This is a genomic window from Denitratisoma sp. DHT3, assembly GCF_007833355.1.
In the GTDB taxonomy this organism is placed as follows: Bacteria; Pseudomonadota; Gammaproteobacteria; order Burkholderiales; family Rhodocyclaceae; genus Denitratisoma.
In genome coordinates this window covers 2787595-2808539 of sequence record NZ_CP020914.1, presented here as the reverse complement: position 1 = coordinate 2808539, position 20945 = coordinate 2787595, and the positions used below count along the sequence as shown (strand labels likewise).

The following is a 20945-nucleotide window of genomic DNA, read 5'->3' as shown; positions in this document are numbered from 1 at the left end:
GGAAGCCGCGGGCAAGGAAGGAGTGGAAATCAGTCGCGCTCGCCGCCGAAGGCCATCAGCAGTTGCAGCAGGCTGACGAAGATGTTGTAGACGTCCAGATACACGGCCAGGGTGGCGGTGATGTAGTTGGTCTCGCCGCCCTGGACGATGCGCTGGATGTCGAACAGGATCAGCGCCGAGAACACCAGCACGGCGGCCGCGGAGATCGCCAGGGTCAGCGCCGGCAGATGCAGGAAGGCGTTGGCGATGGCGGCCACCAGGATCAGGACCACGCCCGCCATCAGGAAGGTGCCCATCTTGCTGAAATCGCGCTTGCTGGTGGTGGCGATGCCGGCCAGGGTGAGGAAGATCGCGCCGGTGCCGCCCGCCGCCAGGGCGATCAGGGTGCCGCCGTTGGAGAAGCCCAGCGCGTGGCGCAGCAGCGGGCCCATCATCAGGCCCATGAAGAAGGTGAAGGCCAGCAGCAGGACCACGCCCATGCCGCTGTTCTTGGTCTTCTCGATGCCGATCATCAGACCCCAGGCGACGCCCAGGAACAACAGCAGGCTGAGGATGGGGCTGCCGACCATCAATGACGCGCCGATGCTGGTGCCCAGCAGCGCGCCCAGCACCGTGGGCACCATCGAAAGCGCCAGCAGGGCGTAGGTATTGCGCAGCACCCGGTGTTGCTGGGCGGCGGCGGTGGTGTTCTGGACGATGACGTCGTTGTAGCTCATGACCGCGATGCTCCTGAAAGTTGAGGATCAGAGTATGTGACCGGACCATCCGCTTTTGGTTTCACGCCGGAGGAGATCCCTGAATGATTATAGCCGCCGGGCCGGCGCCTCACGGCGGCGCCGGCGACGCGGCCGGACTGCGGAAAAACAAACCGGCGGCCGGGCAAGCCGGTCCGCCGGTTCTGATGTGTAACTGAAAGGGCCGACAAAGCCGGCCCTCAAGCAAAGCAGGAGCGGATCATGTCCGCTCTTTTTGCTTACCACTTATAGCCGAAGGAAACGCCATAAGTCCGGGGCGGGGCCCAGGCTACGGTACGGAAGATGGAGAAGTCGATGCCGTTCATGATTTTCTTCTCGTCGGTCAGGTTCTTAACCCAGAAGGAGGCCTCGGCCGCACCGGGACCGCCGACGGGGATGTTGGCCAGCAGCAGGCGCGCGTTGACCATGCCGATCGCCGGCATTTCCGAGACGGAAGCAAAGCTCCCGCTACCCGCGATGGGCGAAGTGACGCTCTCGTTGGCCGCGTACAGATAACGCTCGGACATGTAGGTGTAGTCGGCGATGACCCGCAGCGTACCCCAGGCGGTCTTGGCCAGGCGGCCGTCGACGTTCAGGTTCAGGGTGTGCTTGGGCGCATAGGGCATGACCCGGTTCTTGCCCGTATCGATCAGCATACCGACGTTGGGCGGATTGATGCCCGTGTCCATGTACTGATCGAATTCGGCATCCAGATAGCCATAGCTGCCGGTCATGCGCCAGCCGTCGGCCATCTGCCAGGCCATCTCCAGCTCGATCCCTTGCTGGGTGGCCTTGCCCGCATTGTAAATATTGGAGGAAAGCGCGCCCGGCGGCAGCATGGTCAGCTGCATGTCGGTGATCTTGTTGTGGAAGTAGGTGGCGTTGAACGTGCCCCGACCATCCGCGAAGCTGCTCTTCATGCCAACCTCGAAGGTCTGGGATTTCTCCGGATCATAAGGCGTGCGCAGAATGGCCGGGTTGGTGGATTCGCCGTTCCAGCCGCCGCTCTTGAAGCCCTTGGCCATACGGGCGAAGACATTGACATTGTCGTTCAGCTTGTAGACGGCACTGAGGGTCGGCGTCGTGGCGCTGAAGCTGGTCATGTAATTAACCGGCGCGACAAGGTTCATGACCGCCGGCCCCAGATAACCGTTGGTGATGTACTGGCTGGCCTCCAGGCCCCGGTCCTCCTGGGTGCGGCGAATGCCGGCGGTCAGCGTCAGGTCGCGGGTCGCCTTCCAGTCCAGCTGGCCATAGACGGCTTTCTGCTCGGTGGTCACACCGCTATTGACGATCATGTTGGTCGGATTGACCGTGCCGAACCAGAAACTGCGCGGACCGAAGGTGAAACCGTCTTCCTTGAAAGCGTAGTAGCCGGCGACATAGTTCAGGCGATCGGTATTGCCGATCCACTGAAATTCATGAGACCAGGTCCTCAGGTCGGTGTCCCGGCGCGAGTAGCCGATGGGCTGGGGCGTGGCGTCCAGTTCCAGCTGGTCGCTGTAATAGGTCTTGCGGAAAGAACCGATGTACTTGAGGGTATTGGTCGGATTGAGCTGATAGGTGGCGGTCAGGGCATGGCCGTCGATTTTCAGCTTTTGCCAGAATTCGCGCCCCGGATCGCTCGAAAAAGAACTTGGACGGGAGGTGGAGGCGGCGCTGGCGGCGTTGAGGAACATGTTCCCCAGGGCCGTCATGCCATAACCGATATACATATTGCCGAGGCTGGTCAGGCTGGCGCCGCTCGTCAGGGTGCTGCCGCCGTCGGGTGCGTACATTGTCGCCGGGCTGGGCATTTCATCGGCCTCGGTGTGGTCGTACTTGTAGTCCACCTGCAGATCGCGGCTGATATCGAAGTTGGCGGAGAGGCGGAAGGCCTGGCGATCCTTGTTGCCGAAGGCGCGGCCAGTGTCGTTCTTCAGCCAGCCGTCCTGCTTTTCATTGCGCAGGGCGAAACTCACGCTGGCAATGCCCATGCGCGGCAGATCGATCGACACGCGCTCCACGTGGCGACCATAGTTGCCGATTTCCAGATTCGCCGAACCGCTGAAAACGCCGGCGGGCTTGCGGGTGATGAAGTTGATCGCGCCGCCCAGCGTGTTGCGGCCGAAGAGGGTGCCCTGCGGGCCGCGCAGCACTTCGATGCGCTCCAGATCGACCATTTCGGACAGATTGCCCTGGGACTTGGCCACATAGACGCCGTCGATGTACATGCCGACCGACGGATCGACCAGGATCGACGGCTGGCCGGTGGCGGCGCCGCGAATGCTGATCTGGGAAATCAGGTCGTTGGTGGGCGACTTGGCCACCAGCAGGTTGGGGGCCAGGCCGGACATGTCGGCACCGCCCTCGATGCCGCGGGTCTCCAGTTGGGCGCCGCCAATGGCGGAAATCGAAAGCGGCACGTCCTGCAGACGCTCGGCCCGTTTCTGGGCGGTCACGATGACCTCCTCCAGCTTGGCGCCTTCCGCCGCCGCGCCACAGGAATAAGCCGCCGTCAGCAGCACCGGCAGCGCCTTCAGGATGTACTTCTTGCCTTTCTGGTAACGCATCGCTTCCCTCCTTCAATCAATATATGAATCCGGGCGACCGCACTCCGCGTCAATTTCGAATATCCGATTTTTTATAAATCGCGCGCGGACGCCCAGCTTGTCCAGCGCGGCCAATATATAACTAAAGCAATACCCCTGAATGCATTTCCACGAACCGGCCCCCGGCTTTTTCGTGGAGTGTTGCATTAACGCAAATTGCCTGCCCAGGCAGCGAATGCGACGAATGTCGCTTCAAAAATGCGGACGTAATCGGGTACCCGTGGCGGTTGGCGGGAGACCCGGCCCCTTCAGTCCCCTTCAAAGGGAGGGCCGGGGCGGGGGTGGGTTTGGGGAATGGCCGACACATCTGAATGCGTCACTCACCCAACCCCGTCCACCAATACCGCTCGCCCATCAAGCGGTGAGCGATTTCGTCCCCATGCCGAGCCCCTTGTCTTGCCGACCATGTCGCACCATTACTGAACGTCATGGAAGGCCGCTGGTCGAGGGGCGGTCAAATTGAGCGAATCCGTCCCATGCGATGAGCGTTGCCGGCCCGACCATGATGGGTGTCGAGCCCGTAGTCGGGTTAGCTCAGCCCATCCCCTATTCTCGCGGTAGCTTGACCAGCGATAGGGCGAGGTGGCCGTTACCTGGTCAGCGCCTCAATTACCGCCTGAGGGTTATGCTCGATGACGTTGAGCAGCGCCAGTGCCGGGCCTCGGGGTGAACGATCACCCCGCTCCCAATGGCGCAGGGTTGCCGTCGAAAAACCGAAACGGGCAGCAAACTGCTCCTGCGTCATGCCTACCTTGGCGCGGACGGCCTTTACATCAATGGCCCGCGGGCGATGTACCCGCACACCTTGTGTCTCACCCTGGGCGTGAGCGATAGCCTCTTTTAAACCCTGCTTGATACTTTCAAATGCGCTGCTCATGATGTTGCCCTTTCCTTCCATATCCCGATCAGTACATCCACCAGCCCCGTCAATTCGTTACGTTCAGCCTTGGTCAGATTTGCCTTGTCGCCCTTGGCAAAGAGCGCCAGCAGATACAGCGGCATGCGTTCATCGTGGAAGTAGTAGATCACACGCACGCCGCCGCTCTTGCCCTGCCCGCCGCGCCGCCAGCGCAGCTTGTGGACACCACCCATCCCTTCCATGATGTCCCCGGCCTTGGGATGCCCGGCCAGATAATCGATCAGGTCTTGGCGTTCACCCGCAGACAACAACTTTTCGGCCAGACGAATGTAGGTTGGCAGTTCGGCAACACCGTGCAGGAGTTCAAACATAGTCTAGCGTAATCCAATGGATTAGGCATTTCAAGGATGAATTGCGCCAAACCGACCCCAACACAGAAAATGTCGGGTTAGCCCACAGAAGAAAAGGCTGTCCCTGAGGTTTCCCCCAGGATGGGCGAACCTGGCTGGTTAGCGGCCGGGCATCGCCCTCGCCGGGTCAGGCTGCATGCAGGACCGACAGGGCATTGGGGTTGGCCTCGACGATCTTCAGCAGCGCACGCGCTGGACCTGCCGGGCGAACCCGGTGCTGTTCCCAGTTCTGCAGGGTCTTGGGCTTGACCCCGATCAGGTAGGCAAAACGAGTCTGACTCAAGCCCGTACGCTCCCGGATAGCCTTTACGTCGGGCTCTGGAAACTCCCGCACCTTTGCTCCCGCGACAGCTTCGCCACGCATGTGGCGCCCCATGTCGCGAACACTTTCCAGCAGTTCGTTAAATTTTTTGTCATCCATGGTTCACCTCCGCATCGATTACATCGACCAATCGCCGCAGTTGCTCCTTGGTCAGGTCAGCCGCCACATTCTTGGCATAGGCATAGACCAAATAGCACTGCTCGTGACTGACCCAGTGGTAGTAGATCACTCGAGCTCCGCCACGTTTCCCTCGCCCCAGTAGGGGGACGCGCAGTTTTCGCAGGCCACGCCCACCTGGAATCAAATCTCCAGCGGCAGGGTTTTCCAGCAAGGTCGCCTGCAACTCGCGCATGTCCTCATCCGAGAACAACTCGCCGGCGCAGCGGACGAAGATGGGAAGCTCAACGAAGACCATATATTCAATTGTACGCTAGAAGCGGATACCAGTAAAAGCACGTTATTGAGCCTAGCCCCTTTGTTGGGAGATTAAATCGGAGCCTAAATCGGGGCCACTGCCCGGGTCAGCTCAGTCTGTCCCCTTTTACTCTCGTGCTCATGCAGTTGTGCTTCGCTTCGCTGTGATCAACTTACGGTAGGACTTGCACCCACAAGAAAAAACCCCACCCCTTTTTGAGGGGTGGGGTTAATGGACTTTTACCTTAAGCCCGGCTGTTCACGCGGGCTTGTATGAAAAATTAGGCAAAAGCAAAGTTGCTGGTAATCAGCGTATCAACATCGAAGTTGCCGCTGGTCACACCAACCACCACAACGTCAGTTGCGCTAATCGTACCGCTGACGCCGTCCAACGTGTCATCCACAAAGAAGATGTTCGCTGCGTTAGCAGGTGCCGATGCATCACCTGTGATCACGATGGCTTTGCCGCCGCTGGTGATTGCGAATGCATTACCTGCGCCTTGAATTTCGGCAACCAAACCGGCGGCGTTCAGTACAGCGCCATTGGTGTCGAAAATCGCAACCTTATTGGTAATGTTCACATCGTTGTTATTGGCCGCTGCATAGGCCACGATTGCAGTGCCAGCACCACCATTCTGATCAACTGAACCACCAGACATGAAGTTCTTAAAGTTCAGAATATCGTCTGCAACAACTATCGTGATAGTGTCAGAACCGTTCAGAGCCGCAGTAGCTTCGAAGACATAGCTATCGGCACCGTTACCGCCGCTCAGTATGTCATCTCCCTTACCGCCTTGGATCGTATCCGCAGCACCGCCACCGGTAATGGTGTCAGCCGCTTGCGAGCCAATGATGGTAGTGGCAGTAGCAGAAGCCGTCACGGTCAAACCACCCTTCGAAGACGAAGCGTCAATCTTCGTCACCGTAGTACCTACGGTACCAAGATCGGTGCGATCCAGACCATCCAGGTTGATGGTGGCTAGCGATGTACCAGATAAGGAAGTGAACACACCACCCGCCTCGTCAGCCGTCGTATTGCCATTGCTGGAGGTGACGGTCAGCGTAGTCGTGCCGGAGTCGAGCACCACACTTCCGATAGTGTGGTTACCAGAGAACCCGATCTTCTGGGAAGTCCCGCTGTTGATGGTTGTCGTAACCGTACCCGTAGTGCCGGCACCGAAGGTAAGAGCGGTGTCGCTACTCAAACGATTCAACACGAAGCTGTCGTTGTCACCGCCATCAATGATATTCAGGGTAGTAAGGCCCGTTACATTGCGGAAGTCCGCCTTAAAGATATCAGCATTACCAGCTTCAGCAGTGATGCTTACCGTTTCAAAGCCTGACAGAGCCAGAATACCGGCGTCTTGGTCTTGAGTGGCCTGAACGGTCAGTGTGTCGGCGGTACCGGCACCACCATCAAAACTATTGCCTTGCTTCAGGTCACCAGCCACCAGCGTAATCTGATCCTTGCCAGAGCCACCCACATAGGACTTGACGGAAGCGCCGAAGGTCGTGGCAGTCAGGTCGCCCGTGTAGTTAGCAGCACTGAAGGTCGCACCGGAGGCCATGGTGATCGCGCCACCGGTCATAGCGCCTGCACCCGACAGGTTCACTGTGGTCGCGGAGGACAGGGTCCCCGTGGTCAGGGCGTTGGTGTTGCCGCTGCTGTCCTTCGTCGAAACGAGGTTGACTGTCTCGTAGTTGGTGGCAGTCAGCGTAGTAACGGTAGTGCCATCAAGGTTGAAGGTTACGGTGTCCGCAGTAGTGTCGGTACCGATTTGAGCAGACACGGCAACAGCACTGTTGTTAACGCGAATGGTGGAGGCAGCTGCCAAACCAGTCACGACCAAAGTATCAGCAGCATTGCCATCCCAAGCAATGTCAGAAATGCCGAGCTTGTTGGCGGCCATTGCCAAAGTTGCAGTCATTGCACCACCAGCAGAGAGCACCGAAATCCTTTCGAATCCGGTAACAGTGCCGCTGAGATCAGTTGCCTGAGTACCCGTTGCGGTGAAATCAATTACGAGCGTATCAGTACCCGCACCGCCGGTCAGCGCATCGGTCGCATCGCCGGTGATCTGAGCGTTGGTCACTTTCACGGTATCGTCGCCAGAACCTGCGGATACGGAGGTGTAGTCGGAGGCCGTGGATGCACGAACGTCGATGGTGTCGTTGCCAGAACCACCAATCACCGTCACGCTGGGCGCAGTAGCGGAACCGGCAGCGGTTGCGTCAGCCGTCACGACGGACAGCTTGCCAGTCAGGTTGGTTGCATCGATCTTGTATGCAGCGCCGGCCAAACCACCTGCCGTGCCAGCAATGGTCAGGTTTTGATCGCCCGACACATTCAGGGTCGTGGTGGTTGCACCCGTCGTCAGCGTACCAACAGAGCTTGCACCGCCGGTCGTTTTGATGTTCAGGGTGGTGACAGCAGCGCCCGTCTCGGTCAGGTTACCGCCACCCGACGTATCCACAGTGTTCAACGTCAGCGTTGCCGAGGTATCCGTAGAGCCAAAGTTAACAGTCTGCAGACCACTGCTCAGGGCATTCTTGGACAGAGTCACACCAACGCCATTACCCACGGTCACCGTGGAAGCACCCACTGCACGGGAGTTAGTCAGGCTGGTGATACCGCTGATTGTGGAAAAGTCCCAGGTCGTGCCAGCACCCATACTGTCAACAGTCACGTTCTCGATGCCGGACATGTTGGCAACGGTCACAGTGTTGGTACCGTAGATGGTCAGGGAGTCGGTGCCGGCACCGCCAGCCAGGGTATCTGCAGCCGTGAACTGCGAAGTAGCGCCAGTGTTGTCAGCGGTAAAGCTATCGTTACCAGTACCACCGGTGAAGTTATCTACGCCGGTAGTGAGCAAACTAATCTGTCAAAATCACAACCACCTGATTAATAAGATATTTATCAGGTAAAACAACCCGGTTCCCAGGTGCTTCCGGTACTCTTCCGGTAATTCGTACCGAAAAAAACCCCCAAAATATGACTTCTGGATGGCACAAAACACCATCAACCCTATGATTTCCCTTGGTTTTGACGGCGAACCCCACTGCCAAAACCTTCCGGTACTCTTCCGGTTTTCGTCGTCCCGCAGGAGGGGTGTTCTGCCGTGCGCGATGCCTTGGCAGCGCTTCAGCCGTCCATCCGGCTGAGCAGCATCGGCGCCAGTGCCAGGCGGTTGCCCACCAGGTCGGCCAGGGTGTATTGGTCGAGGAAGGCATAGAGGGCGTCGAAGGCCCCTACCAGGATGCCGGAGAGGCGGCAGGCCGGGGCGATGTGGCAGGTGTCGGGGTCGCCGGAGAGGCACTCAGCGATGGGGCCCTCGCCCTCGCTGGTTCTCACCACCTGGCCCAGGCGGATTTCCTCGGGCGGCCGCGCCAGGCGGATGCCGCCGCCCTTGCCGCGGATCGAGGTCACCACGCCGCTCTTGGCCAGTTGATGCACCACTTTCATCAGGTGGTTTTCCGAAATGCCGTAGGCCGCCGCGATCTCGGGGATGGTGGCGAGATGGCCCGGCTCCAGGGCCAGATACATCAGCACCCGCAGCGTGTAGTCGGAAAAAGTCGTCAGGCGCATGGTGGCGAACAATAAGATGCAAAAAATATATTGCTTTCGATTCGGGGCGATGATAATCTGAAGCTGTATAAATAATACAGCTTTAAATTCGTCATGACCATCGACGCGTTGTCCGACCTGTCCGCGACTGCCCCGCTTCCGCATCCCGACGCCCTGCGCGCGGCGTTGAAGGACGTGGTGGACCCGGAAGTGGGGATGAACATCGTCGATCTGGGGCTGATCTACGGCATCGACCTGAGCCCGGCGGGTTTGCAGTTGGACATGACGATGACTTCTCCGGCCTGCCCGATGGGCGAGATGATCCTGGAGGAGGTCGAAGCGCGCTTGCGCGGCGAGTTGCCGGAAGGGTTTCCGCTCCAGGTGAACCTGGTGTGGAACCCGCCCTGGGACCCGTCGCGGATGAGCGACGAGGCACGCCGGCATTTCGGCTGGTGAGCGATCCATAAACCATAACCCCCAACCCCAACCCCAAAAAGGAGCCATCATGAGCGCCGAGCAAGCCACCCTGCAAGCCACCAAAACGACCATCGACGTCCGCACGATTCCGCCGCGCGAACGCCATCCCCTGATTTTCGACACCTTCCACGCACTGGCGTCCGGAGAGGCGCTGCTGCTGGTCAACGACCACGACCCGAAGCCGCTGTACTACCAGTTCCAGGCCGAAAGCAAGGACGCGTTCACCTGGGACTATCTGGAAAGCGGCCCCGACGTCTGGCAGGTGCGAATCGGCAAGCGCTGATTGGGTCTTGAACCGGTCAAACCGGAACCAAACGGGAAAGACTCCGATGAAGGACGATGCTGGCTGGCCGGAAAAACAGCAGGAAGGCCCGCCTCCTCCCGACCTCCCCCTCTCCGGGGGAGGTGACGGCATTGGCTCGCTGCGCTCGACTAATTGATTTGCTGTTTCATATGACCCGATCTTCGTCCGCCTTCATGCCCAACCTGCCGCCGCCCCTGCGTGTTCCCCTGCTGGTGCTGGGCATGGTTTCGCTGGTGCTCGGCGTGCTGGCGGGGCTGGCGCGGCTCGCCGTCGACCTGCCGGCGCCGGTGATGGCGCGGGCCGGCGGTCATGGCGCGTTGATGATCTGCGCCTTCCTCGGCACGGTGATCAGCCTGGAACGCGCCGTCGCCGTGGCGCGGGGCTGGGCCTACCTGGCGCCGCTGGCCGCCGGCGTGGGCGGCCTGGTCTTGCTGGCGGGTGTCTCGCCGCTGGCGGCGCAGATCGCCTTCGTGGCGGCCGCCGCGCTGCTGTCCGCGGCCAGCCTGTGGGTGATGCGTTTGCAGTTCGCGCCCTTCACCGCCACCCTGGCGCTGGCCGCGCTGTGCTGGCTGGCGGGCAATCTGGTGTGGCTGCAAAGTCAGGACATGACCCTGGCCGTGCCCTGGTGGATGGCCTTCCTGGTGCTCACCATCGCCGGCGAGCGCCTGGAACTGACCCGCCTGCTGCCCACGCCCAAGGCCGCCCGGCGCGGATTCGCGCTGCTGGCGGGGCTGCTGCCGCTGGCGGCGGCCTGCGGCCTGATCCATCCGGTGCCGGGACGCGTGCTGTATGCCCTGGCGCTGCTGGCCCTGGCGTTCTGGCTGCTGCGCTACGACATCGCGCGCACCACCGTGGGCCAGACAGGTCTGACCCGTTTCATCGCCGTCTGTCTGCTCTCCGGCTACGCCTGGCTGGGGGCCGCCGGCCTGTTCGGCCTGCTGGACGTCCTGGCGCCCGCGCCGGGACTGCGCGACGCCTTTCTCCACGCGGTGTTCCTGGGCTTCGTGTTCTCCATGATCTTCGGCCACGCCCCGATCATCTTCCCGGCGGTGCTGAAGGTGAAAATCCCCTACCACCCGGCCTTCTACCTGCCGCTGGCGGCCCTGCATCTGTCGCTGCTGCTGCGCCTGGCGGGCGATCTGGGCGGCCGGCCGGAATCGGCGCAGATCGGCGGCATCGCCAACGGCCTGGTGCTGCTGCTGTTCATCCTCACCATGGCCGCCAGCGTGCTGCGCGGACGCCGGCAATGAAGCGCGCCGCCGCCCTGGCCGGTCTGTCCCGCGAGCACCACACGGCCCTGGTGCTGGCCCAGCGCATCGCCGCCGGCACCCTGTCGCCGGCCGATTTGCAGGCGCGCTTCGAGCGCGAGCTGGAACCCCATTTCCGCGCCGAGGAGGCGGCCCTGCTGCCCCTGCTGGCGGCGGCCGGCGCCGGCGCCCTGGCCGAACGCACCCGGCGCGAGCATGACGGGATGCGGCGCCTCCTGGCACTCGTCCTGGCGGGCGACGCCGCCGCCCTGGCGGCTTTCGGCGGCGCGCTGCGCGACCACGTGCGCTTCGAGGAGCGCGAATTGTTTCCGGACGCCGAAACCCGGCTCACGCCGACCCAACTGCAAACCCTGGCGACGCAACTGGAGGACGCGGCAACGCCCCCACCCGCCGCCGCGTCGCCATCTCACCTCGATTTTTAACCCACCCCTCAATCCCCAACCAAGGAGCCACACCATGAATCAAGCCGTCCACCGCGCCCACCTGCATCTGTCCCCGGATTCCATCTATCCCTTCGACGCCCGCGGCATCGCCAAGCGCTTCCGCCACGCCGCGATCTTCGGCGCGCTCGACGCGCTGCAACCCGGCGAGACCATGCGCTTTTGCAACGACCACGATCCGCTGCCCCTGCTCGATCAGCTTTCCAACCGCTACGGCCCCACGGTGGACATCCGCTACCTGCAACGCGAACCCGGCGCGATCGTGATCGATTTCGTCAAGCAGGCGGGGTGACGGCTCGCCCCCCTTCGCCCCCCTCCGGGGGGGTCGATGCGGCTCGCTGCGCTCGGATGTTACGGGGAACGCTGTAGCGGCACCGATGCGTTGCGCCTCCGCCGCGTGCCGCTTTTCCTTGCGGCGGCGCGGCGGAAAAGCTCTGTCGGTAAATCACCGCCCGTTCGGGCTGAGCTTGACGAAGGGTCTGTCCCGAGTCTCGCCGAAGGGCCCGGTGCGAACGGACTCAATCCGCATTTCTTCAGGATGGTGAAACTCATGGAATATCCCGCCTTTTTCGATGCCGTGCCGGGCATTCGCCTGCGCGATCCGCTGGCGGCGTTCCTCGGCGCGGCGGAGGACGGCCTGGTCGACTACGGCTATCTCGACGCGGTCAAGCTCGCCGGCCACTCCTGTCCCACGGTGGCCGCCGCCTACTGGATGACGGTGCGCGCGCTGCGCGCCCTCTATCCGGGGCAGACGCCGGAGCGGGGCGGGGTGCGGGTGAGCTTCGCCGACCCGCTTGACGCCGGCGTCGTCGGCGTGACGGCCGCCGTCGTCACCCTGCTCACCGGGGCGGCCGGCGCGGGCGGCTTCAAGGGCCTCGCCGGGAATTTCGTCCGGCGCGATCTGCTCGCCTTCGGCGCCGAACTGCCCCTGGAAATCCGCTACACCCGCGTGGATGGCGGCGGCCAAGTCGACGTCGGCGCCGATCTGCGCCAGGTGCCGGCCGATCCCGATACTTTCCCGCTGCTGCAACGCTGCCTGGCGGGGCAGGCCGATACCGCCGAGCAAATGCGTTTCGGCGAACTCTGGCAGGATCGGGTGCGCCGCATCCTGCTGGAGCACGGCGAGGACGAGCGGGTGTTCGTGGTGCGCTGAGCGCGGGTTTGGCTCGCCCCCCTTCGCCCCCCTCCGGGGGGTTCGATACGGCTCGCTGCGCTCGAAGTTACGGGGAACGCTGTGGCGGCACCGATAGGTTGCGGCTGGCGCCGCGTGCCGCTTTCCCTTGGGACGGCCCGGCGGAAAAGCTCTGTGTTCGCCCCTCCGAGGGGGTCGCCAGCGGGAACCGCGTCGGCTGGCATCGGTAGAATGTCGTTTCGATCAACGCCCCCCAGCCCCCGATGCAACTGCAACTCAGCCATGACCCCGCCGAAGACCGCCTGCTGCTGCGCCTGGACATCAACGGCCAGGGGCACGGCTTCTGGCTGACGCGGCGCATGACCGGCCTGCTCTGGCCGGTGCTCTGGTCGCATCTGGAACAGGGTCTGGCGGCGGGCGCCAGCGATGCCGCCCGCCACTGGCTGTTGGCGCTGCGCCATCAGGAGGCGCGGGCCGGCCAGTCCCTGGCGGCGGTGCCGCCCATCCCGCTGATCGGCGAACCGCGCCTGCTGGTCACCCTGAAGCACGGCAACGACGCCAGTGGACGCCACGTGCTGACCCTGCTCGACCGCGACGACGACGGCGAGACCCTGACCATGGCCGACGACGGCCTGCACGCGCTGATCCGCCTGCTCTACGAGACCGTGCCGACGACCGGCTGGGATCTGCCCCTGCCGCTGCCCGACCAGGCCGATCCGTCGGGCGTTGCCGACGTCCCGCTGGTGCGCCACTGAGCGGTTGCACGCGGTTACAGAGCTGAACGGGGGTGGATGGGGCATGGAGTAGAATGACCGGCTTTTGTCAGTCCGGCTCCGGCATGATCCCAGGATGAAAAAACTTCTCGCTCCTCGTACCGAGCTTCTTTCGGCCCTGCTGGGCTATCGCCGGATTTTCTGGGTCGCCGGCCTGTTCAGCTTCTTCATCAACCTGCTGTATCTGGTGCCGTCCATCTACATGCTCCAGGTCTATGACCGGGTGCTGGCCAGCCGCAGTCCGATGACCCTGTTGATGCTGACCCTGATCATGCTCGGCCTGTACGTGCTGATGAGCCTGGTCGAATATGTCCGCAGCAAGCTGCTGGTGCGGCTCGGCGCCGCCCTGGACATCCAGTTGAGTCCGCGGGTGTTTTCCGCCGCTTTCGAGCGCAATCTGGTCAAGGTCGGCGGCAATCCGGGCCAGGCGCTGGGCGACCTGGCCAACGTGCGCCAGTTCCTCACCGGCAACGGCCTGTTCGCCTTCTTCGACGCGCCCTGGGCACCGATCTACCTGGTGGTGGTGTTCTTCCTCCATCCGCTGCTGGGCATTTTCTCCCTGGTCGGCGCGCTGATCCTGTTCAGTCTGGCCTACGTCACCGAGATCGCCACCCGCAAGCCGCTGGCGGAGGCCAACGGCGCCGCCATGGCCGCCGGCAACTGCGCCAACAGCAACCTGCGCAACGCCGAGGTGATCCAGGCGATGGGCATGCTGCCGCAGATCCGTGCCCGCTGGGCCCGCTACCAGAACGACATGCTGTCCCTGCAAAGCGAGGCCAGCGACCGCGCCGGCATCATCGGCGCGGCGACCAAGTTCTGCCGCATGTCCCTGCAGTCCGGCATCCTGGGCCTGGGCGCGCTGCTGGCCATCGACAACATCGTCACACCGGGCGTGATGATCGCCGCCTCGATCCTGATGGGCCGCGCCCTGGCGCCGGTGGAGCTGGCGATCGGCACCTGGAAGCAACTGATTTCCGCGCGCGCCGCCTATCAGCGCCTGGACGAACTGCTGGCCGTCTTCCCCGAGCGTCTCTCGGGCATGTCGCTGCCCAAGCCCAACGGCGCGCTCAACGTGGAAAACCTGATCGCCGGTGCGCCCGCGGGCGGACCGCCGATCCTGAAAGGGGTCAACCTGGCCATCGGCGCCGGCGAAGTGGTGGGCGTGATCGGCCCCAGCGCCTCCGGCAAATCCACCCTGGCCCGGCTGCTGGTCGGCATCTGGCCGCCCCAGGCCGGCAAGGTGCGCCTGGACGGGATGGACGTCTATCTCTGGAACAAGGTGGAACTGGGGCCCTGGATCGGCTACCTGCCCCAGGACGTCGAACTGTTCGACGGCACCATCGCCGAGAACATCGCCCGCTTCGGCGAGGTGGATTCGTCGCAGGTGATCGCCGCCGCGCAGAAGGCCGGCGTGCATGAAATGATCCTGCGCCTGCCCAAGGGCTACGACACCGCCATCGGCGAAGCCGGCGGCATGCTGTCCGGCGGCCAGCGCCAGCGGGTCGGCCTGGCCCGCGCGCTGTATGGCGATCCTTCGCTGGTGGTGCTCGACGAGCCCAACTCCAACCTCGACGACGCCGGCGAGGCGGCGCTGGTGCGGGCCGTGCTCGACCTCAAGCAGCGCGGCAAGACCGTGATCCTGATCACCCACCGCACCAACGTTCTGGCGGTGGTCGACAAACTGCTGCTGATGCGCGAAGGCACGCCGCAGCTCTACGGTCCGCGCGACGACGTGTTGCGGGCGCTGCAACAGGCGCAGCAGCAAGCCCAGCAACAGATTCAGCAAGCCCACCCTGCCACGTCGGCCGCCTCGGCGACGGCCTGATCCGCCATGAAACCGCAACTGAAGAACATCACCTCTCCCGTCCTGATCGAAGGCGCCGGCACCCGGTTGCCGCCTGCCGCGGCGGCCGGCCCCGACGCCGACCCGAACAAGCCGGCGCGGCTGGGCCTTCTGATCCTCTTGATCGGCTTCGGCGGCTTCCTCCTCTGGGCGCTCCTGGCGCCGCTGGATTCCGGCGTGCCGGCGGGCGGCGTGATCTCGGTGGAGTCGCAGCGCAAGACCGTGCAGCACCTCTCCGGCGGCATCGTCGAGAAAATCGCGGTGCGGGAGGGCGACGAGGTCAAGGCCGGCCAGGTGCTGGTGGTGCTCAACTCCACCCAGGCCCGCGCCAACCTCGGCATCATCCGCACCCAGTATCTGGGCGCCCGCGCCGTGGAGAACCGCCTGATGGCCGAATACCTGAACCGGGAGTCGATCCAGTTCGACAAGGACCTGCTCGAAGCCCGGCGCGATCCCCAGGTGGCGGAGATCCTGGATGTCCAGGCCACGCTGTTCGCCACGCGGCGGGCCAGCCAGCGCAAGGAGGCCGCCGTGCTGCGGGAGAGCGCCGCCGCCCTGGAGCCCCAGTTGCAGGGGATGCGCGATCTGGCCAGGGAAGGCTATGTGCCACGCAACAAGATGCTGGACACCGAACGCGCCCACGCCGAGATCCGGCTGCGCATCCTGCAGCAGGAGCAGGAATACCGCAAGCAGGTGGAAACCCAGCTGGGCGACGCCCAGAAGGAGGCCTCGGCCCAGCACGACCGCCTGATGGCGGCCCAGGAGGAACTGGCCCGCACCGAGATCAAGGCACCGGTGGATGGCTACGTGGTCGCCCTCTCGATCCACACCGTCGGCGGCATCGTCGCTCCCGGCGGCCACATCCTCGACCTGGTGCCGCGCGGCGAGCCGCTGATCGTCGAGGCCCAGGTGCCGGTGCATCTGATCGACCACGTCAAGGTGGGCATCGATGCCGACCTGCGCTTCTCCGCCTTCAACCAGAAGACCACGCCGGTGATCCAGGGCAAGGTCAGCACCGTGTCCGCCGACCGCCTCACCGACCCCGCGACCCGGATGCCCTATTACCTGGTGCGCATTTCGGTGTCGCCGGAGGAAATGAAGAAACTCGGCCACCATAACCACGTGGTGCCGGGCATGCCGGTGGAAGTGATCGTCAAGGGCGAGAGCCGCACCCTGATGAACTATCTGCTGAAACCCCTCGCCGATCGCGTCGCCACCTCCCTGAAGGAGATCTGACGTGGCAAAACTCAGGCATCGTGGCGCCCTCTTCGGCGCGCTGCTCGCCCTCCTGGGGCCGAGTTTCGCCTTGGCCGCGACGAATTTGCTGGAGGCCTACCAGCAGGCGCTGCGGAATGATGCCGACTTTGGCGCCGCCGCCGCGGAACGGGATGCGGGGTTGGAGGAGGCCAACAAGGGCCGTGCCGGCCTTCTGCCCACCGTGAGCGTGAGCGGCACCGAGACCAGGAACAGCACCGACCAGCGCAGCCTGACCGTCCTCGGGATGCGGGGCACCACCTACGACTACACCTCCAGCAGCTACGGCATCAGCCTGCGCCAGCCGCTCTACCGGCCCTACAACTGGGCCGGCTACCTGCAGGGCCAGGCCCGCGCCAGCTACGCCGAGGCCACCTACGAGGCGGCACGCCAGGATCTGATCGTGCGCCTGGCGGGCGCCTACCTGGACGCGCTGCTGGGGCAGGACACGCTGGCCCTGACCCAGGCGCAGCGCCAGGCCTATGCCGAGCAACTGGTCCAGGCCGAACGCCTGTTCGCCGGCGGCGAAGGCACGGTGACCGACATCAACGACGCCAAGGCCCGCCGCGACAGCGCCGTCGCCCAGGAGCTGGAGGCCGCCAACAACCTGGAAGTGGCGCGCCGCGCCCTGGAGCGCATCATCGGCCAGGAGCCGGGAACGCTCGCCACCCTGATGGCGGACAAGCCGGTGCCCCAGGGTCCGCAGCCCAACGACCTCAACCAGTGGGTGGAGTGGGCGCGTAGCGGCAACCCGACCGTGCAGGCCCAGCGCCACGGCCTGGAGTCCGCCCGCCAGGACGTGGCCAAGGCCGGCGCCGAACACAAGCCGACGCTGGATTTGATCGCCAGCCGCTCCAAGAGCGACAGCGAGAACAACGTCTCGATCAACACCCGCTACGACACCCGCGCGGTCGGCGTCCAGCTCAACGTGCCGCTCTTCGCCGGCGGCTACGTCAGCGCCAACGTGCGCCAGGCCGAGGCCGGACAGCGCAAGGTCGAGCAGCAACTGGAATCCGCCACGCGCAAGGCCGTGCTGGACGCGCGGCAGTACTTCCTGGGCGTCAACACCGGCGTCGCCCAGATCAACGCCTACCGCCAGGCGGTGACGTCCGCCGAGGCGGCCCTGGAATCCACCCGCAAGGGCTTCCAGGCCGGCATCCGCACCAGCGTGGACATCCTCAACGCCCAGCAGCAGCTGTTCGCCGCCAAGCGCGACCTGGCGCGCAGCCGCTACGGCTACATCGTCAACTGGGTGCGGCTGAAGGCGGCGGTGGGCGGCCTGGGTGACGACGACGTGACCCACCTCAACAGCTGGCTGGACGTCAACCGGGCGAACTGAGGCTCGCCCGCCGGGTCAGCCGTTGCCTGCCGCCGCCGCGTGGCGCTGCACGGTGATCTGAATCTGGGTGACGTTGTTGGCCGCGAGTTGGGCCAGGGCGTCGGGCTTGCGGATGATCAGGCGCCGCATGTCCTTTTCCACGATGCCCTGCTCCAGCACGTGGGCCATCGCCCGCGACACGGTTTCCCGGCTGGTATTCACCATGATCGCGATGTCCTGCTGGGTCGGCAGGTTCTCCACCGTCACGATGCCGCCGGGATGCACCTGCTTGAGCAGGTTCAGCAGGGCATAGACGCGGCGGAAGGCGTTGTGGATGCTGAGCAGGGCGCGGAACTCCGATTCGCGGCGAATCTTGAGCGCCATGTGCTGGAGAATCCGCTCCGCCACCGAGGCGCAATGGGAAAACAGCCACAGCGCGGTGGTGCGCGGCAGGAAGGCCACGATCACCTCGGTCAGGGCCGTCACCGAGGCCGAACGGGCGCCGCCGTCGATCACCGCGATCTCGCCGAAGAAGTCGCCCGGCTGCAGCAGGTTCAGACCGATCGCCCGGCCGTCCTCCGTCACATCCACCACCTGCACCTGTCCCGCCAGCAGGAACAGCAGGGCGTCGCCGCTGGACCCCTTGTTGATCACGGTTTCCCGTTTCGCGTACTGGCGCACCCGCAGATCGCCGGCGACGCGGGCCAGCTCCTCGTTGGCGAGCGCGGACAGCAGCGGAATCTTCCTGAGGTCGAAGGTCGTTTGCGATGATCTGGCGGGAGTGGTCATTGCGGCCAGGGGCGGCGATGGGGAAAGTGTTTCGATATGGGGACGATGAGCCTATATCATGCCATCGCACTGGCGAGGCTAAGGAAAAGATTAGAGTGAAAAACGAGCTTTTCCGCCGGGCCGCCTGACCTCTGGGGTCCGCTGGCGAACTGTCCGGGGGCGTTGGCGATGACCCAGGACCGCTTTTCCCAGGTCCGGGTGGGCGAGGTAACGCTGCTGATGCTACTGGCCCGCGAGGGCGCGCCGCGCGGGGGCGGAACGGCGCATCCACGCGTCCGAATACACCGCCGGCTACGCCGAGCCGAGTTCCATCGTCATCCGCCGCGGCATGCTCGACGACGGCTGCCGCCACCTCACCGAATCAAGGAACTTCCGCCCGACGGCGGCTCTCGGCGACGTCCTGCTGCTCGTGCGGCAGCCCTGAGACGGGCGGCGGGCCGGTGTCGACAGTGACGGGCGTGAACAGCGTCTCCTCCTGGGCCCGGCCGCGCAGCGTTACCACGCCCAGGGGGCGCAGGCGATGGCGGCGGGTCAGTGCGGCGGTACCCATGCCGACGATGATGTCGCAAGGATAATCGCGGGCCAACTCCTGCAGCCGGGCCGCCACATTCACGCTGTCGCCCACGGCGGTGTATACGCTGCGGAACGGTGTGCCCAGGTCGCCGGCGACGGCCGACCCGCTTTCCACCCCGATCCGCACCCGTACCGGCGTCCGGCCCTGGCTCAGGCGCCGGACATTGAAGCGGCGGACTTCCTCGACGATGCCCAGCGCCGCGTCCAGCGCCTGGTCGGCGTGGTCCGTGCGCGGCAGCGGTGCGCCCCAGAAGGCCACCAGGCCGTCCCCGGTGTATTTGTCCAGGGTGCCCTGGTGGGTCAGCACCGGCCGGGTCAGGCAGTCGAGGAAACCCCGGGTCAGAATCACCGACTCCTCCAGAGGCAGGCCCTCGACCAGTGCCGTGTAATTTTCCATGTCGGCGATCAGCGTCGTCACCTGAAGCTGCGTCGGGGCCATGGGGTCGCGCAGGCCGCTTTTCAGCAACTCGTCGAGGACCGGCTGTGCGACATAGTGGCTGAGAGTGCTCAACAGCCGCGAGGACGCCAGTTGGGCGATGCGCCATTCGGTGGGGATCGCCACCGCGAGCAGGAAGAGCTGGCCCAGCAGCGGGCCGCTGGTGACGAACAGCGGATCGTGGGGCGCGATGCGATAGGCGCTGAGCAGCCACGCCGCCATCGCGCACATCAGCAGCAGCGTGCAGCGGGTGGCGGAGAGGCGGGGAAAGGCCAGGATCGCCAGCAGCGCGGTACCGAGGGCGAAGATGGTCGCCAGCCAGCGGCCAGGCCACGGGGCGATGCCGTCGCCGGCCTGCTCGTCGAGCAGCGCCGTCAGGGCCGCGGCATGCACGGTCACGCCGCTGGTGGAGGACGAGAGCGGGGTGGCGACGCGGTCGGCGAGGCCCAGCGAGGACGAACCGATCAGCACCAGGCGCCCGGCGAAGACTGCCCGCGGCGCGCGCAGCGCCAGCACGTCGGCCGCCGGAATCGACAGATAGGCCTCTTCCCGGCGCAGGAAAGGGACTCGCCAGGAGGTTGCGTCGCCGGCCAGCGGCAGCCGCGCGTCGGTACCGGGATGCTCGCTGATGCCGCAGGAGAGCAGGGCCAGAGCCAGGGTCGGATAGGCGCGGCCGGCGGCGTGGGTCCATAGCGGAATGCGGCGGATCGCCCCGTCGGCATCCGGAATGAAGCCGATGTTGCCGGTGCAGCGGGCGGCGGCGAGCCCCGCATGATTGGCGATATAGCCGGTGGCGGCCACGGTCGCCGCGCCGGGACCGGGCGCATCCCGGATGACGCCGCCCGTCAGCCGGCCTTCCCGCACCGGCGTCGGCCGCGCGACGTAATCGAACGCCTGGGCCAGCACCAGCGGGCCATGCTCGGCCATCGCCGCCAGGCGCCGATCCCCCTCGGTGTCCCCGCCGCTGGGCATGACCAGATCCATGGCGACGGCGCGGGCGCCGTAGGCGCCGATCAGCAGTTCGCCCAGGTCCGCCAGTCGCTCCCGTTTCCACGGCCAGGGGCCGATTTCACCGAGGCTGGCCTCGTCGATGTCCACCAGCGTCAGGCGGGTCTCCGGCGTGTCCGTGGCGTGCCAGCGCACGAAATGGTCGCGCAGCCAGTTGTCGCTCGCCTGCACCGGCCCACCGGCCGGAGGAAACCACTCCATCGCCATCGTGATCAGCAACGACACCAGCGCAATACCGATCCGCAGCCATGAAATACCGGGTGAATAACGGTAGGTGCCGGGAGCGCTCGGGATGTCAGCCGCCATGAAGGAATCGATGGAAATCGTCGGAAGTATGCTTGCTACATTCTGAAATCGGCCGTCATGGCCGACGCTGACCAGCGTTCCACCAGTTTAGCGGTAAAATCCGCCCGCCGTTGGCACGGTCGGCGTCCT

At 64.5% G+C, this 20945-nt stretch carries 20 protein-coding genes; 10 read left to right on the top strand and 10 right to left on the bottom strand.

Annotated elements, in window-relative coordinates; genetic code table 11:
• Positions 1–29: 29 nt before the first annotated feature.
• The 8 genes from B9N43_RS12895 to B9N43_RS12860 all read right to left on the bottom strand — a co-directional run bounded on the left by B9N43_RS12895 (position 30) and on the right by B9N43_RS12860 (position 8916).
• A complete protein-coding gene (locus B9N43_RS12895) occupies positions 30–716 on the bottom strand; it encodes a Bax inhibitor-1/YccA family protein (RefSeq protein WP_145842588.1) in 687 nt (228 codons plus the stop codon).
• 257 nt (positions 717–973) lie between these two features.
• Positions 974–3286 (bottom strand): TonB-dependent receptor, encoded by a 2313-nt coding sequence (locus B9N43_RS12890; protein ID WP_145842586.1) that lies wholly within the window; start codon positions 3284–3286, stop codon positions 974–976.
• A gap of 628 nt (positions 3287–3914) precedes the next feature.
• The gene (nadS, locus tag B9N43_RS12885) at positions 3915–4202 is read right to left on the bottom strand and encodes a NadS family protein (RefSeq protein WP_145842585.1); all 288 of its coding nucleotides are present in this window, start codon (positions 4200–4202) and stop codon (positions 3915–3917) included.
• Positions 4199–4555 carry a type II toxin-antitoxin system RelE/ParE family toxin gene (locus B9N43_RS12880; protein WP_145842584.1) on the bottom strand — a complete coding sequence of 119 codons (357 nt, stop codon included), beginning with the start codon at positions 4553–4555 and terminating at the stop codon, positions 4199–4201. The genes nadS and B9N43_RS12880 overlap by 4 nt, the downstream gene beginning before the upstream one ends.
• Before the next feature lie 166 nt (positions 4556–4721).
• On the bottom strand, positions 4722–5015 hold the full coding sequence (locus B9N43_RS12875; RefSeq protein ID WP_145842583.1) for a helix-turn-helix domain-containing protein: 294 nt from the start codon (positions 5013–5015) through the stop codon (positions 4722–4724).
• A complete protein-coding gene (locus B9N43_RS12870) occupies positions 5008–5331 on the bottom strand; it encodes a type II toxin-antitoxin system RelE/ParE family toxin (protein ID WP_145842582.1) in 324 nt (107 codons plus the stop codon). The genes B9N43_RS12875 and B9N43_RS12870 overlap by 8 nt, the downstream gene beginning before the upstream one ends.
• A gap of 280 nt (positions 5332–5611) precedes the next feature.
• The gene (locus B9N43_RS12865) at positions 5612–8203 is read right to left on the bottom strand and encodes a beta strand repeat-containing protein (protein ID WP_145842581.1); all 2592 of its coding nucleotides are present in this window, start codon (positions 8201–8203) and stop codon (positions 5612–5614) included.
• A 269-nt stretch (positions 8204–8472) separates the two neighbouring features.
• Entirely contained in the window at positions 8473–8916 is a 444-nt protein-coding gene (locus B9N43_RS12860) for an RrF2 family transcriptional regulator (RefSeq protein ID WP_145842580.1), read from the bottom strand.
• Between the two features lie 93 nt (positions 8917–9009).
• Here B9N43_RS12860 and B9N43_RS12855 point away from each other — a divergent pair, with 93 nt between their 5' ends.
• From B9N43_RS12855 to B9N43_RS12810, 10 genes are all read left to right on the top strand, one after another.
• Positions 9010–9351, top strand: a complete 342-nt coding sequence (locus tag B9N43_RS12855; RefSeq protein WP_145842579.1) for a metal-sulfur cluster assembly factor — start codon at positions 9010–9012, stop codon at positions 9349–9351.
• Positions 9352–9400: 49 nt separating this feature from the next.
• Positions 9401–9655 (top strand): DUF2249 domain-containing protein, encoded by a 255-nt coding sequence (locus B9N43_RS12850; RefSeq protein ID WP_145842577.1) that lies wholly within the window; start codon positions 9401–9403, stop codon positions 9653–9655.
• A gap of 170 nt (positions 9656–9825) precedes the next feature.
• Complete coding sequence (locus B9N43_RS12845; protein WP_261379326.1) at positions 9826–10926, top strand: hypothetical protein; 1101 nt, start codon at positions 9826–9828, stop codon at positions 10924–10926.
• The gene (locus B9N43_RS12840; RefSeq protein WP_145842576.1) at positions 10923–11366 is read left to right on the top strand and encodes a hemerythrin domain-containing protein; all 444 of its coding nucleotides are present in this window, start codon (positions 10923–10925) and stop codon (positions 11364–11366) included. The genes B9N43_RS12845 and B9N43_RS12840 overlap by 4 nt, the downstream gene beginning before the upstream one ends.
• 34 nt (positions 11367–11400) lie before the next feature.
• Complete coding sequence (locus B9N43_RS12835) at positions 11401–11676, top strand: DUF2249 domain-containing protein (RefSeq protein ID WP_145842575.1); 276 nt, start codon at positions 11401–11403, stop codon at positions 11674–11676.
• Positions 11677–11934: 258 nt separating this feature from the next.
• Complete coding sequence (locus B9N43_RS12830) at positions 11935–12537, top strand: hypothetical protein (RefSeq protein ID WP_145842574.1); 603 nt, start codon at positions 11935–11937, stop codon at positions 12535–12537.
• Positions 12538–12779: 242 nt separating this feature from the next.
• Positions 12780–13271, top strand: coding sequence for a hypothetical protein (locus tag B9N43_RS12825; protein WP_145842573.1), 492 nt, complete (start codon positions 12780–12782; stop codon positions 13269–13271).
• 94 nt (positions 13272–13365) lie between these two features.
• On the top strand, positions 13366–15114 hold the full coding sequence (locus tag B9N43_RS12820) for a type I secretion system permease/ATPase (RefSeq protein ID WP_145842572.1): 1749 nt from the start codon (positions 13366–13368) through the stop codon (positions 15112–15114).
• Positions 15115–15120: 6 nt separating this feature from the next.
• Entirely contained in the window at positions 15121–16368 is a 1248-nt protein-coding gene (locus B9N43_RS12815; RefSeq protein ID WP_145842571.1) for an HlyD family type I secretion periplasmic adaptor subunit, read from the top strand.
• Between the two features lies 1 nt (position 16369).
• On the top strand, positions 16370–17725 hold the full coding sequence (locus B9N43_RS12810) for a TolC family outer membrane protein (protein ID WP_145842570.1): 1356 nt from the start codon (positions 16370–16372) through the stop codon (positions 17723–17725).
• 15 nt (positions 17726–17740) lie between these two features.
• Here B9N43_RS12810 and B9N43_RS12805 read toward each other — a convergent pair whose 3' ends face one another.
• Both B9N43_RS12805 and B9N43_RS12800 read right to left on the bottom strand, forming a co-directional pair.
• Positions 17741–18493 (bottom strand): Crp/Fnr family transcriptional regulator, encoded by a 753-nt coding sequence (locus tag B9N43_RS12805; protein ID WP_145842569.1) that lies wholly within the window; start codon positions 18491–18493, stop codon positions 17741–17743.
• 361 nt (positions 18494–18854) lie between these two features.
• Positions 18855–20816: a CHASE2 domain-containing protein gene (locus B9N43_RS12800; protein WP_222428727.1), complete on the bottom strand. Its 1962-nt coding sequence runs from the start codon at positions 20814–20816 to the stop codon at positions 18855–18857.
• Positions 20817–20945 lie beyond the last annotated feature (129 nt).